General features: G+C 74.1%; 12 protein-coding genes. 2 read left to right on the forward strand and 10 right to left on the reverse strand.

Annotation, left to right across the window (positions count from 1 at the left end; all coding sequences use genetic code 11):
• Nucleotides 1–12: 12 nt before the first annotated feature.
• From ACFWVC_RS22570 to ACFWVC_RS22585, 4 genes are read right to left on the reverse strand one after another with little or no spacing between them, the layout of a single operon-like run.
• Nucleotides 13–1,221, reverse strand: a complete 1,209-nt coding sequence (locus tag ACFWVC_RS22570; protein ID WP_384288752.1) for a PucR family transcriptional regulator — start codon at nucleotides 1,219–1,221, stop codon at nucleotides 13–15.
• Between the two features lie 49 nt (nucleotides 1,222–1,270).
• A complete protein-coding gene (locus ACFWVC_RS22575; protein WP_384288754.1) occupies nucleotides 1,271–1,579 on the reverse strand; it encodes an AzlD domain-containing protein in 309 nt (102 codons plus the stop codon).
• Complete coding sequence (locus ACFWVC_RS22580; protein ID WP_384288759.1) at nucleotides 1,576–2,361, reverse strand: AzlC family ABC transporter permease; 786 nt, start codon at nucleotides 2,359–2,361, stop codon at nucleotides 1,576–1,578. The genes ACFWVC_RS22575 and ACFWVC_RS22580 overlap by 4 nt, the downstream gene beginning before the upstream one ends.
• Before the next feature lie 10 nt (nucleotides 2,362–2,371).
• Complete coding sequence (locus ACFWVC_RS22585) at nucleotides 2,372–3,220, reverse strand: helix-turn-helix domain-containing protein (protein WP_384288763.1); 849 nt, start codon at nucleotides 3,218–3,220, stop codon at nucleotides 2,372–2,374.
• Between the two features lie 203 nt (nucleotides 3,221–3,423).
• Between ACFWVC_RS22585 and ACFWVC_RS22590 the strand changes: the two genes are divergently transcribed.
• Nucleotides 3,424–8,088 (forward strand): ATP-dependent helicase, encoded by a 4,665-nt coding sequence (locus ACFWVC_RS22590; protein WP_384288767.1) that lies wholly within the window; start codon nucleotides 3,424–3,426, stop codon nucleotides 8,086–8,088.
• A gap of 12 nt (nucleotides 8,089–8,100) precedes the next feature.
• Nucleotides 8,101–8,928, forward strand: a complete 828-nt coding sequence (locus ACFWVC_RS22595) for a DNA-formamidopyrimidine glycosylase family protein (protein ID WP_384288772.1) — start codon at nucleotides 8,101–8,103, stop codon at nucleotides 8,926–8,928.
• Nucleotides 8,929–9,058: 130 nt separating this feature from the next.
• On the opposite strand, the gene ACFWVC_RS22600 is transcribed toward ACFWVC_RS22595, so the two are convergent.
• The 6 genes from ACFWVC_RS22600 to rimO form a co-directional block, all read right to left on the reverse strand.
• Nucleotides 9,059–9,415: a hypothetical protein gene (locus ACFWVC_RS22600; protein WP_384288777.1), complete on the reverse strand. Its 357-nt coding sequence runs from the start codon at nucleotides 9,413–9,415 to the stop codon at nucleotides 9,059–9,061.
• Nucleotides 9,416–9,657: 242 nt separating this feature from the next.
• Entirely contained in the window at nucleotides 9,658–10,134 is a 477-nt protein-coding gene (locus ACFWVC_RS22605) for a Dps family protein (RefSeq protein WP_384288780.1), read from the reverse strand.
• A gap of 227 nt (nucleotides 10,135–10,361) precedes the next feature.
• Nucleotides 10,362–10,748, reverse strand: coding sequence for a helix-turn-helix transcriptional regulator (locus ACFWVC_RS22610; protein ID WP_319659226.1), 387 nt, complete (start codon nucleotides 10,746–10,748; stop codon nucleotides 10,362–10,364).
• A gap of 94 nt (nucleotides 10,749–10,842) precedes the next feature.
• Complete coding sequence (locus ACFWVC_RS22615; protein WP_384288786.1) at nucleotides 10,843–11,385, reverse strand: CinA family protein; 543 nt, start codon at nucleotides 11,383–11,385, stop codon at nucleotides 10,843–10,845.
• Nucleotides 11,382–12,143: a CDP-diacylglycerol--glycerol-3-phosphate 3-phosphatidyltransferase gene (gene pgsA, locus ACFWVC_RS22620; protein ID WP_384288792.1), complete on the reverse strand. Its 762-nt coding sequence runs from the start codon at nucleotides 12,141–12,143 to the stop codon at nucleotides 11,382–11,384. The genes ACFWVC_RS22615 and pgsA overlap by 4 nt, the downstream gene beginning before the upstream one ends.
• Nucleotides 12,140–13,630 (reverse strand): 30S ribosomal protein S12 methylthiotransferase RimO, encoded by a 1,491-nt coding sequence (gene rimO, locus ACFWVC_RS22625; protein WP_384288797.1) that lies wholly within the window; start codon nucleotides 13,628–13,630, stop codon nucleotides 12,140–12,142. The genes pgsA and rimO overlap by 4 nt, the downstream gene beginning before the upstream one ends.
• Between the last annotated feature and the right edge of the window lie 135 nt (nucleotides 13,631–13,765).

The following is a 13,765-nucleotide window of genomic DNA, read 5'->3' on the forward strand; positions in this document are numbered from 1 at the left end:
GCCTCGGTCCGCTCAGCCCGCCGCCGCGGCGTCGCGCAGCAGGAGCGCGGCCAGCGCCAGGGCGGTGCCGTGGGGGGTGGCGAGATCGAGGCCCGTGAGTTCGGTGATGCGGGCCAGCCGGTTGTCGACGGTGTTCGGGTGCAGGCCGAGCTGCCGGGCGGTGCTCCGGCGCTCCTGCCGGCTGCCGAGGTACGTGCGCAGGGTCTCCACCAGGTCGGGGCGCCCGGTGATCGGGTCGAGCAGCGCGGCGATCCGCTCGCCGCTGCCGTCGCGGTGCGCCAGGTGGTACTCGAGGAGCACGTCGTCGAGCCGGTGCAGTCCCGGCGCGAGTCCGCCGGCCCGGGCCACCCGCAGGATCTCCGAGGCCGTGCGGGCCGCTCCGGCGATCCCGCCCGGATCCGCGGCGGGCACCGCGGCCACCCGTATCTCCGGGGAGCAGGCGTGCCTCAGCCGCGCCAGCAGGTCGTCGTCGGTGCCGTGCGGCACGGCGTGGCCGGGGACGACCGCGTGACCGCCGCCGGTGTCCAGGACGGCGGGCACGTCCGTCCCGTACGTGCGGTCGAGCGCGGCCTGCACGCGGCGCAGCTCCCGCCGCACCGCCAGGGGGGCGCGCACCGGGCCGTCGCCGGGCGGCAGCCGCAACGCCAGCACCAGGGCGCCGTCCGCCAGGCCGAGCCGGGCCGCCGGGAAGCGGTCGGCGGGAAGCGAGCCGTCGAGCAGCGCCCGCACCAAGGAGCGGTCCCTTTCGCGCTCCTCGGCCGCCAGGGCGGCCCGTTCGTCGACGTACGTCTCGGACACCGCCCCCACCAGATACTCCTGGGCGGCGAGGAGGAAGCCCGCCAGTTCGATCAGCGCGTCCTCCTCGCCGGGGCGAGCGGCGGCGCGCAGTGACCGCCACAGCGCGTGGGTGCCGTGCAACTGGCCGCGGAGCAGGAGGTGCAACGGCAGCCCGTCGTCCGCGTGCTGGGCGGCGCGTTCCCGCAGAAGGCGCGTGTCGCCGCGGTCACCCCGTACGGCGCGCCGGATCAGCCAGCGCAGCCCGTGCCGCGCGGCCGCCTCGATGCGGGGGTCCTTCGCCTCCGGGGTGAGGTCCGCGGACGCGGGAGGCCCGCTCAGGGCGGCGTCGGTGATCCGGCGGCCGAGCTCGCCCGCCTTCGACTCGCAGCGCGCGGCGAGAGCACGGGCCGCGTCGGAGAGGACCGGCAGGGCGTCGGCCGCCATCGTCCCCACCCCCACTTCCGCAACGGTTGTGACGGGTCACATTAACCGGTCACCCCGTGACCGCCCGCAGCGATCCCGTCACCACGACCGCCACCGCCACGACCACGAGGAAGGGGGCGCGGAACAGCAACGCCAGTGCCGCCGCGGCCAGTCCGGCACCGCGCGCGTCCAGCACCAGGGCGCGGCCCTCGCCGAAGGTCTGCAGCGCCGTGAGCGCCGCCAGCAGCGCGATGGGCAGCAGAGCGGCGAGGCGCCGCACCAAGGGGCGTTCCAGGTAGCCGGCCGGGACGGACAGGCCGAGCAGCTTCACCGCGTAACAGCCGAAGGCGGTACCGGCGATGGCGATCCAGGTGCTCAACGGTCTTTCTCCTTGCGGCGGGTGGCGGCCAGGACGAGGGGCGCGGCAAGCGCCGCGGCCAGGACCGGCACCCCGGCCGGCAGCAACGGCAGGCAGACCAGGGCCAGGAGAACGGCGACGGCCGCCGTGGCCCGCTCCCGACGGCCTCGCAGCATGGGCGCGAGCAGCGCCAGGAAGACCGCGGGACCGGCCGCGTCCAGGCCCCAGTCGGCCGGGTCGCCGAGCGCGGCGGCGCCCAGGGCGCCCCCGAGGGTCGTCAGGTTCCACAGCACGTACAAGGTGGCGCCGGTGACGGTGAACCCGAGTCGGGCACTCGCCCGGTCGGGCTGGGCGAGCGCCACGGCCGAGGTCTCGTCGATCACCCACTGCGCCGCGAAGGGGCGCAGTGCGCGCGGGAGCCCGAGCAGTCCGGACAGGCGCAGCCCGTAGAAGGCGTTGCGTATGCCGAGGAAGAACGCCCCCGCCGCGGCCGCGTAGGCACCGCTTCCGGCGCCCAGGGCGCCGACGAGCGCGAACTGCGACGCGCCGGTGAAGACCATCAGGCTGAGCGCGCACGTCTGCGCCAGGCTCAGCCCGGCTCCGGCCGAGGTCACGCCGAAGGCGAAGCCGGACAGCCCGACCGCGACGCCCACTCCCAGGGCGTCGCGGACCACCGCCGAACGCGGCCGCCCGGAGGGCGCTCGCTCAGCGGCCTCTTCGGTGCTCGCTGTGGACTCTGCGGTCTCTGGGAGCTGTAGCTGTGCGTTCGCGGTGTTCTCGGCGTCCATGGGTGCTGCGGTCACCCGTCCGACGTTAGGCGGCACCCTGGGAGCCGTCTTGTACGTTATTGCGCTCCCGCCGGTAGGCGCCGGGCGGTACACCGACGATGCGCGTGAAGTGCCGGTTCAGGTGCGGCTGGTCGGTGAAGCCGACGGCCACGGCCGCCTCCGCCGGCGCCGACCCGGCGTCCAGGAGACGGCGTGCCCGGCGCACCCGCGCGTCGGTCAGCCAGGCGTGCGGCGGCATCCCGTACAACTCGCGGAAGGCGCGCAGCAGAGAGAAGGGGCTCGTCTCGAGGACCGTCGCGAGCTCCGCCAGTGGCGGCGGATCCGCCAGCCGCGCCTCCAGCAGCTCCCGGGCACGCTGGGCATTGCGCGCCCCGGCCGTCAGCGGCGCCCGCGCCGCCATCGTGCCGCCGTGGTCCCGCAGCAGGCGCGCGATCACCAGCCGCATCATGGTGTCGGCGGCGAGGGCGTTGTGCGCGTCGGCCGCCCGTAGCACCCCCGTGACCAGGCGCACCGCCCGCGGGTCGTCGGCCACCGCCGTCGCGAAGCGGGCCGTACCGCGGATCGCCGTCGTCTCGGCGGCCACGGCGGCCACCACGTCCGCCCCGGGATAGATCACGCTGTACGCCCATCCCTCCGGCACGCCGGCGTAGCCCGTGTGCACCACGCCCGGATTGACCAGCGCCAGCGCCCCGGGCCCGGCCCGCTCGACCGTGCCGTTGTGCTGGAAGGCCTCGACGCCCCCGGTGATGCCCGCGATCACGAACGACTCGTGCGTGTGCCGCACGAACGTCTTGCGGACGTACCGCGCCCGCAGCAGATCGACGTCCGGCAAGCCCGGATGCCGCCAGTGCCGCGCCCGCTCCTCCCCTGCCATGCCCCCATTCTGCGCCGTCCGGACCCCGGCGTGACGGCCGTCGCCCCCGGCGGGCGTCGCACCCCGCACCCGGACCGCGGCCCGTCACCACAGCCACGTGCGTCACATCATTCACGGACGCGGAGCACACGAGGCCTGCCGGCAGGGACCGGGTTCGGGCGGACGAAGGCGCGTTGTCAGTGGTGCGAGGCAGGATGGAAGGCATGTCGCGACGGAACAGCGGGGGCGCACCGGAGGAGGCGGACACGGCCGGGGCGCTCGACGGATTCTCACCGGCCACGCGGGCGTGGTTCACGGGAGCCTTCCACGCGCCCACAGCCGCGCAGGCGGGGGCCTGGCGGGCGATCGCCGGGGGCTCCGACGTCCTCGTGGTGGCCCCGACGGGCTCCGGGAAGACCCTCGCGGCGTTCCTGGCCGCGCTCGACGGGCTGGCGTCGACACCGCCGCCCGCGGACCCCAGGCGCCGTTGCCGCGTGCTGTACGTCTCGCCGCTGAAGGCCCTCGCCGTCGACGTCGAGCGAAATCTGCGCAGCCCGCTGACCGGCCTGCGGCACGAGGCGGTGCGCCTGGGCCTGCCGGAGCCCGAGGTGCGGGTCGGCATCCGTTCCGGCGACACCCCGGCCGCCGAGCGGCGGGCGCTGGCCACGCGGCCGCCGGACATCCTGATCACGACGCCCGAATCGCTGTTCCTGATGGTGACCTCCTCGACGCGGGACGCGCTGCGCGGCGTGGAGACGGTGATCCTCGACGAGGTGCACGCCGTGGCGGGCACGAAGCGCGGCGCGCATCTGGCGCTGTCCCTGGAGCGGCTGGACGAGCTGCTGGAGCGCCCCGCGCGCCGCATCGGGCTGTCCGCGACCGTGCGCCCGGTGGACGAGGTGGCGCGCTTCCTGTCGCCGCAGCGCAAGGTGACGGTCGTGCAGCCGCCCTCCCAGAAGCAGTTCGACCTGTCCGTGGTCGTCCCTGTCGAGGACCTCGGTGAGCTGGGCGGCTCCCCCGCCTCGGAGACCGACGACCCGCGCCCGTCGATCTGGCCGCATGTGGAGGAGCGGATCGCCGACCTGGTGCAGAGCCACCGCTCCACCATCGTCTTCGCCAACTCCCGGCGGCTGGCGGAGCGTCTGTGCAACCGCCTCAACGAGATCGCGTACGAGCGCGCCACGGGCGAGCCGCTGCCCGAGGGCGCGCCACCGGCGGAGATCATGGCGCAGTCCGGCGCCGCGCACGGGGCGCCACCGGTGCTGGCGCGGGCACACCACGGCTCGGTCTCCAAGGAGCAGCGCGCCCTGGTCGAGGAGGACCTCAAGGCGGGCCGGCTCCCTGCCGTCGTGGCGACGTCCAGCCTGGAACTGGGCATCGACATGGGCGCGGTCGACCTGGTCGTCCAGGTGGAGTCGCCGCCCTCGGTGGCTTCCGGGCTGCAGCGCGTCGGCCGCGCCGGGCACCAGGTGGGCGCGGTCTCCACGGGCGTGGTCTTCCCCAAGTACCGCGGTGACCTGGTGCAGTCGGCCGTCGTCACCGAGCGCATGCGGGAGGGCGCGATCGAGGCGCTGCGCATCCCGGCCAATCCCCTGGACGTCCTGGCGCAGCAGTTGGTCGCGATGACCGCGCTGGACACATGGGACGTGGACGAACTGCTGGCGGTGGTACGCCGGGCCGCGCCCTTCGCCGCGCTGCCGCACTCGGCGTACACCGCCGTGCTGGACATGCTGGCCGGCCGCTACCCCTCGGACGCCTTCGCCGAGTTGCGGCCGCGCCTGGTGTGGGACCGGGTGGCGAACACCGTGACCGGCCGCCCCGGTGCGCAGCGGCTGGCGGTGACCTCGGGCGGCACGATCCCGGACCGCGGCCTGTTCGGGGTGTTCCTCGCGGGCGCCGACCCGAAGAAGGGCGGCGGCCGGGTCGGCGAACTCGACGAGGAGATGGTCTACGAGTCCCGGGTGGGGGACGTCTTCACGCTGGGCACGACCTCCTGGCGGATCGAGGACATCACCCGTGACCGGGTACTGGTCTCCCCCGCGCCCGGCGTGCCCGGGCGGCTGCCGTTCTGGAAGGGCGACCAGCTCGGCCGCCCGCTGGAGCTGGGCCGGGCGGTGGGCGCGTTCCTGCGCGAGGTCGGCCGGCTCGACCCCGCCAAGGGGCGCGAGCGGCTGTCCGCCGCCGGCCTGGACCCGTGGGCCGTCGACAACGTGCTGGCCTACCTGGACGAGCAGCGTCGCGCCTGCGGCCATGTGCCGGACGACCGCACGATCGTGGTCGAGCGCTTCCGCGACGAGCTCGGCGACTGGCGCGTGGTGATCCACTCGCCGTTCGGCGCACAGGTGCACGCACCGTGGGCGCTGGCCCTGGGCGCCCGCCTGGGAGAGCGGTACGGCTTCGACGCGCAGGTGATGCACGCGGACGACGGCATCGTGCTGCGCCTGCCCGACGCGGACCTGATGGGCCTCGACCTGCTGGACGTGGACCCGGCCCGCCAGGGTGCCGAGTTCGACACCGAGCAGTCCCCGGTGGGCGCCGCCGACGTGGCGTTCGACAAGGGCGAGGTCGAGCAGCTCGTCACCGACCAGGTGGGCGGTTCCGCGCTGTTCGCCTCCCGCTTCCGCGAGTGCGCCGCCCGTGCCCTGCTCCTCCCGCGCCGCGACCCGGGCAAGCGCACCCCCTTGTGGCAGCAGCGGCAGCGTGCCGCGCAACTGCTCCAGGTCGCCTCGGAGTTCGGCTCGTTCCCGATCGTCCTGGAGGCGGTCCGCGAGTGCCTGCAGGACGTCTTCGACGTCCCCGGCCTGGTCGAGCTGATGGGCGACATCGAATCGCGCAAGGTCAGGCTGGTCGAGGTCACCACCCCGGAGCCGTCGCCCTTCGCCAAGTCGCTGCTCTTCGGCTACGTCGCGCAGTTCCTGTACGAGGGCGACTCCCCGCTCGCCGAGCGGCGCGCCGCGGCGCTGTCCCTGGACTCCCACCTGCTGGCGGAACTGCTGGGCCAGGCAGAGCTGCGCGAACTGCTCGACGCCGACGTGATGGCGGAGCTGGAGCAGGAGTTGCAGTGGCTGACCGAGGAGCGCCGGATCAAGGACGCCGAGGGCGTCGCCGACCTCCTGCGCGTGCTCGGGCCGCTCGACGACGCGGAACTGGCGGCCCGGGGCGCCGACCCGGGCTGGGCGGGCGGTCTGGAGACGGCCCGGCGCGCGATCCGCGTGCGCGTCGCGGGCGCGGACCGCTGGGCGGCCGTGGAGGACGCCGGGCGCCTGAGGGACGCGCTGGGCACCGCGCTCCCGGTGGGGGTGCCGGAGGCCTTCACCGAGCCTGTCAAGGACCCGCTGGCGGATCTGCTGGCCCGCTACGCCCGTACCCACGGCCCCTTCACCTCCGCGGAGGCGGCGCACCGCTTCGGTCTGGGAACGGCCGTCGCGGACGGCACCCTGCACCGCCTCGCCGCGGCAGGGCGCGTCGTCCAGGGCGAGTTCCGCCCCGGGGGCGCAGGGCACGAATGGTGCGACGCGGGGGTGCTGCGCCGGCTGCGCCGCCGGTCCCTGGCCGCGCTGCGCCACGAACTGGAGCCGGTCCCGCCGGCCACTCTGGCGTCCTTCCTGCCGCAGTGGCAGCACGTGGGCACCCACGGCCTGCGCGGCCCGGACGGGCTGGTCCGGGCGGTGGAGCAGCTCCAGGGCGCGGCCGTGCCCGCGTCGGCACTGGAGAAGCTGGTGCTGCCCGCCCGTGTCACCGGCTACACCCCGGCGATGCTGGACGAGCTGACCTCGGCCGGCGAGGTGGTGTGGTCGGGGGCCGGCGCCCTGCCGGGCAAGGACGGCTGGGTGTCGCTGTATCTCGCGGAGACCGCGCCCCTGTTGCTGCCCGAGCCGCAGCCCCTGGAGCTCTCCCCGCTCCACCACGCCGTCCTGGGGGCGCTGTCGGCCGGCTACGGCCTGTTCTTCCGGCAGATCGCCGAACAGGTGCGGGCTGCCGGACACGAGCCGGGCGACCCCGAACTGGCCGAGGTGGTCTGGGAGCTGGCCTGGTCGGGCCGGCTCACCAACGACACCCTCGCGCCGATGCGCGCCCTGCTCGGTTCGGGCCGCACCGCGGGTTCGACCGCCCACCGGGCACCCCGCGCGGTCCCCCGTGGCCGTTACGGGGGTCTCACCGGGCGCACGGGCGGCGTGCCACGCGCCACGGCGTCCCGCGGCGGACCGCCGACCACGGCCGGCCGCTGGTCCCTCGTACCGGCCCTGGAGACCGACCCCACGCACCGCGCGCACGCCCTCACCCACACCCTGCTGGACCGGCACGGCGTCGTCACCCGCGGCGCGGTGGCCGCCGAGGGCGTCGAGGGCGGCTTCTCGGCCGCCTACCGGGTGCTGGCGGCCTTCGAGGAGACCGGTCAGGCCCGCCGCGGTTACGTCGTGGAGGGCCTGGGCGCGGCCCAGTTCGCCATGGACGGCGCCGTGGACCGGCTGCGCGCCATCAGCAACGCCCGCGACCGCGAGGAGGGCCGCCACGAGAAGGCCCGCACGGTGGTCCTCGCCGCCGCCGACCCCGCCAACGCCTACGGCGCCGCCCTGCCGTGGCCCGAGCAGCCCGCCGGGGTGACCCACCGTCCGGGCCGGAAGGCGGGCGCACTCGTCGTCCTGGTCGACGGCGAACTCGCGCTCTACGTGGAGCGCGGCGGGAAGACCCTGCTGGCCTGGGCCGAGGACGAGGAACGCCTCAGGGCCGCCGCCGACGCCCTGGCACTGGCGGTACGGGACGGGGCGCTGGGCCGGCTGACCGTGGAACGCACCAATGGCGAGCCGGCCCTCACCTCCACGCTCGGCAGCGCCTTGGAGGCGGCGGGTTTCCACGCCACGCCCCGCGGCCTGCGGCTGCGGGCCTGAGGGGGACGAGCCGTGCCCGAGGGAGACACGATCTGGTTCGCCGCACACCGCCTGCACGCCGCACTGGCCGGACGGGTGCTGCTCCGCAGCGACTTGAGGGTGCCGCGCCTGGCGACCGCCGATCTGGCCGGCCGGCGGATCGAGGAGGTGGTCCCGCGCGGCAAGCATCTGCTCGCCCGGGTCGAGGGCGGCCTGACCCTCCATTCACACCTGCGCATGGACGGCTCCTGGCAGGTCTACGGGCCGGGCGAGCGCTGGCGGGGCGGCCCTGACCACCAGATCCGGGCCGTGCTGGCCAACGCCGAACAGGTGGCCGTGGGCTACCGGTTGCCGGTACTGGAGTTGCTGCGGACCGCCGAGGAGGAGAAGGCGGTCGGCCATCTCGGCCCCGATCTGCTCGGCCCGGACTGGGATCCCGTCGAGGCCACGTACCGGCTGACGGCGAACCCGGGTCGCCCTGTGGGCGAGGCACTGCTGGACCAGCGCAATCTGGCGGGCATCGGCAATGTCTACAAATGCGAGTTGTGCTTCCTGCGGGGCGTCACACCGTGGACCCCGGTCGCCGAAGTCCCGGCGCCCGAGCGGGTCGTCGACCTGGCGCAGCGGCTGCTGGAGGCCAACAAGACCCGGCACGGCCACATCACCACCGGGGACACCCGCCGCGGCCGCACCCACTGGGTCTACGGCCGGGCCCATCAGCCCTGCCTGCGCTGCGGCACCACCATCCGCGTCGCCGATCAAGGCCCGCCGGGCCAGGCGCGGGTGACCTACTGGTGCCCACGCTGCCAGCGCGGCCCGGCACCGCAGACGGTGTCCCGTTCAGGTTCCCGCACCCATTGACGTAGCGTCAGGTATGGCCCTCGTGTGCCGCCGTGCCCCACGTGCCCCGGGCGGCCGCGGGGGCCCGGGGAACGTGGGGCACTTTCATGCTCTCCCCGGTTTGTGCCGGCTCCTCGGCCTGCGTGATGCCTCAGCCGTCATGACGGGCCAGCTTCTCCCGCGCGACGGCGGAGTCGTCATGCCCTGGCAGGGAGCGGCTGCGCGGACCCGGCACCCGCCCCCATGGCCATCTGCTCATGGAGGCGCCGTCCTCACGGACGGGCACCACCGCACCGTCTGGTCCCCGTGACCACCTGGCCGAATGCATCGGGATGATGCTCAGGCCCCAGCCGCCGGCTGCGACGAGACCTTCGAGGGGACCTGCCTTGGCGGGCTGGACGGTGAGCCGGACCATGGCCCACCACCACAAGGCGCCCGCGACGAAAGTGATGACCCAGCGGACGGGCCGCCGGGCCCACAGCTCCTGAAACAGCCGAGTGACGCACATGGCCGCCTCCTTCGGAGCCCCGAGGTTGCGGCGGGAATCACCCGGGGACGAAGTCCCGGGCTTTCCCCGTACAGAAGTGCGATCCCCGTCCGTCAAGATCCCTAGACCTCTGCCGTCCCAGCCCGCACGACGTTCACTCCACTGGCGTACACAAACGGCTACTGCCTGCAATGATCCGGGGGCTCAGGTCAACCCTGGGCAACCGCGGGCGACCGCGGGCGGACCGTCACCGACCGCGAGCGTCAGGCGTTCTCGGCCTGGAACATCCAGTGGTGCTTCTCCAGCTCGGCGGCCAGGCCGATCAGGATGTCCTGGCTGACGGGGTCGGCCTTCCCGGTCGACTCGATGCCGTCCCGGACCCGCCGGATCACCGCCTCCAAGGCGGCGATCATGACGTCCACGACCTTGGCGTCCTGAATCCAGCCGTCATGCACTTCGTCGACGAGGCTGCTCCTGGCCACGGTTCCGGCCCGCCCGTCCGGCGGCACGCCGATCGCGGCGGACCTCTCCGCCACGGTGTCCGCGTAGGTCCGGGCGGTGGTCACCACGTCGTCGAGCTGGAGGTGGACCGAGCGGAACCGGGGGCCGTAGACGTTCCAGTGCACCTGCTTGGCCACCAGCGACAGGTCGATCAGATCCGCCACGGTGTGCTGCAGTGCTTCGCCCACGGTCGTGCGGGCTTCCTCGGACAGGGTGCTCTTCACAACGACGCTCGTCATGCGTCCTCCAAGGTCGGTCGGGTCGGACACAGAAGATCGCCTCGGCGGCGACCTCCGTACGCCTTCCCCGGCCCGCGCGGGCACACGCACCCCGTGCGCGGTCTCGAGGACGGACGGCAACGCCCGCGAGGCGAAAGGCAGTCCGTCCTGCGAGCGGACACAAGAGCGAGGCCCCGGCCGGTGATCCACCGGCCGGGGCCTCGTCCCGGAACTGCTTGTGTCGCTCCTCAGGCCGCGACGACGTCCACGGCCTCGGTGGGCGCCTTCGGCGCCTTGATGGTGACCCGCTCGTCCGGACGACCGGACGGTACGGACGGAACCGCGCCCAGCAGCGGCCGCATAGGCGCGGCTGCCGATCCGACAGCAGCCGACTCGGAGAGCTCGGCAAGCGCCAAATCGTCGCTGACCTCCCGCATCACCTCGGACATCGGGACGTCCAAGGCGTCGCAGATCGCGGAGAGCAGTTCGGAGGAAGCCTCCTTCTGCCCTCTTTCGACCTCCGACAGGTAGCCCAGGGAGACCCGGGCGGATGAGGAGACCTCACGCAGGGTGCGGCCCTGGCGCTGGCGCTGCCGACGCAGCACGTCACCGAGCAGGCGACGGAGCAGAATCATCGGTGGCTCCCTCCTCGGACCGCGAATTCGCAACCTTCTTGCCCCACCGTACCGCCTCCGGCGTCGGCCGTGCGGGGAGCGATGACGTGTTCACTCAGGGCTGCAAACATCCCTTCCCCCCACTCTCTTCCCTACCCGTGGCCGCCGCGGATTCGTCAGGTGTTCCCCCGCCCGTCACCAGACTCTGGTGCAACAAGGTGAGTACGGCGTCCACAGCGGAGATACGGATGGCGGTGCGGTCGCCGTTCAGCTGCAGTTTCTCGCTGATCGTCCGGCCGGGGCCGGCGACCGCCACGTACACCGTGCCGACCGGCTTCCCGTCCTGCGGATCGGGGCCGGCGACCCCGGTGGTCGCCACCCCCCAGTCGGCGCGCAGCACGCGCCGCACGCCCTCCGCCATGCCTCGGGCGACCCCCGCGTCGACCGCGCCGCGTTCGGCCAGGAGCGCCCCGTCCACGCCCAGCACGTCCCTCTTGAGCTCCGTGGCGTACGCGGTGACCGAGCCACGGAAGCTACGGGAGGCGCCCGGCACCGAGGTCAGCTCGGCCGCGACCAGCCCCCCGGTGAGCGATTCGGCGACCGCCAGGGTCGCGGAGCGGCGCACCAGCAGCTCCAGGACCTCGGCGGCGACGTTCACGCGTCCTGCCCCGGCTCCCCGGCCGCCTCGGCCCGCTCAGCGGGCTCGACCGATTCAACCGGCTCGACTGATTCGGCCGTGACCGCCGCCGCCACGGCCGCCCGGGCGATCGCCGCCCGCCGCGCCGCCAGCCCGGCCCGGCGCATCACCACGGCCTGCCGCACGTAGTCGACGCCGGTGACGACGGTGAGGAACACCGCGGCGCCCATGAGCACCGCACGCATCGTCGCCAGCGGGCCGGTCAGCACCAGGATGTACATGCCGACGGCGACGCCCTGCGTGAGCGTCTTGAGTTTGCCTCCGCGGCTGGCCGGGATGACACCCCAGCGGATGACCCAGAAGCGCATGAGCGTGATGCCGAGCTCACGGAAGAGGATCACCACGGTGACCCACCACGGCAGGTCCCCCAGCGCCGACAGGCCGACCAGCGCGGCCCCCATGATCGCCTTGTCGGCGATCGGATCGGCGATCTTGCCGAAGTCGGTGACCAGGCCGTAGCGGCGGGCCAGCTCCCCGTCGAAGAGGTCGGTGATCATCGCGACGGCGAACGCCGCCCACGCGAAGGAGCGCCAGGCCGGGTCGTGACCGTCCCCGTGCAGGAGCAGCACGACGAAGCCGGGCACCAGCACCAGCCGCACCATCGTCAGGACGTTGGCGATGTTCCACACGCTGGGCTTGGCCACGACGGCCGCCGCGGGCGCCGGAGCGGGGGCCGCGGGACGATGGTTTCCGGCGGCGGACGCCGGTACTCCGGTCATCTGTCCGCCTCCTCCGTGCCCAGTGGCTCGGCGACCAGGTCGACGCCCTCGGTGTCCACCACCTTCGCCGTGACGAAGGTACCGGGCACCAGGCCCTCCGACGAGGTGAGGATGATCTGGCCGTCGGTCTCGGGCGCCTGGTGCGCACCGCGGCCCACGGCACCGTCCTCCTCGTCGACGGACTCGACCAGCACCTCCACGGTCGAGCCCAGGCGCTCCTCGGCGCGCTGGGCGGTCAGCTCCTCGGCGAGCCGCGAGACCCGCGCCAGCCGCTCCGCGACGACGTCCTCGGGCAGCTTGCCCTCGTAGCCGGCCGCCTCGGTCCCGTCCTCGTCGGAGTAGCCGAACACCCCGATGGCGTCGAGCCGCGCGCCGTTCAGGAAGCGTTCCAGCTCCTCCAGGTCCGCCTCGGTCTCGCCGGGGAAGCCGACGATGAAGTTCGAGCGGACACCGGCCTCGGGCGCCTTGGAGCGGATGGTGTCCAGCAGTTCCAGGAAGCGGTCGGTGTCGCCGAAGCGGCGCATGGCCCGCAGCACCTTGGGCGCCGAGTGCTGGAAGGACAGGTCGAAGTAGGGCGCCACCTTGGGCGTGGAGGTCAGCACGTCGATCAGGCCGGGCCGCATCTCGGCGGGCTGCAGGTAGCTGACCCGGACCCGCTCGATGCCCTCGACGTCCGCGAGCTCCGGCAGCAGCGTCTCCAGCAGCCGGATGTCGCCGAGGTCCTTGCCGTAGGAGGTGTTGTTCTCGCTGACCAACATGATCTCCTTGACGCCCTGCCCGGCCAGCCAGCGTGTCTCGCCCAGCACGTCCGAGGGGCGGCGCGAGACGAAGGAGCCCCGGAAGGAGGGGATCGCGCAGAACGAGCAGCGGCGGTCGCAGCCGGAGGCCAGCTTGACCGAGGCGACCGGGCTGGTGTCCAGACGGCGGCGCAGCGGGGCGCGCGGCCCGGAGGCGGGCGCCAGGCCGTCGGGGAGGTCAGCGGGGGCGGAGGCGGCGGCCTCGGCGTCCTCGGCGGCCTGGGAGTGCCCGGGCAGCGCGACGGTGGTGACCGACTGCCGGTCGGCCGGGCTGATCGGGAGCAGCTTGCGCCGGTCCCGGGGGGTGTGCGAGGCGTGCACGCCGCCGGAGAGGATCGTCTGCAGGCGGTCGGAAATGTTGGTGTAGTCGTCGAAGCCGAGCACGCCGTCGGCTTCGGGCAGCGCGTCGGCGAGTTCCTTGCCGTACCGCTCGGCCATGCAGCCGACCGCGACCACGGCCTGCGTGCGGCCGTGGGCCTTGAGGTCGTTCGCCTCCAGCAGGGCGTCGACGGAGTCCTTCTTGGCGGCCTCGACGAAGCCGCAGGTGTTCACGACGGCGACATCGGCTTCGGCGGCGTCCTCGACGAGCTGCCAGCCGTCCGCCGCCAGCCGGCCCGCGAGTTCCTCGGAATCCACCTCGTTGCGGGCGCAGCCGAGCGTGACAAGGGCGACGGTACGGGGTTCGGACATAGGCTCAGCCTACTTTGTCCCTGACGGGGCTCTGACGCGCTGCGGCGCCCGCGCCGGGGGGAGGGTGCCCGGGGCCGGGGCCCGCGTGTGGTGGGGCGCCCGGGGTGGGGGGGGGGCCCCCGCGTACGGGGGGCC

Source organism: Streptomyces sp. NPDC058691 (assembly GCF_042714775.1).
Taxonomy (GTDB): Bacteria; Actinomycetota; Actinomycetes; order Streptomycetales; family Streptomycetaceae; genus Actinacidiphila.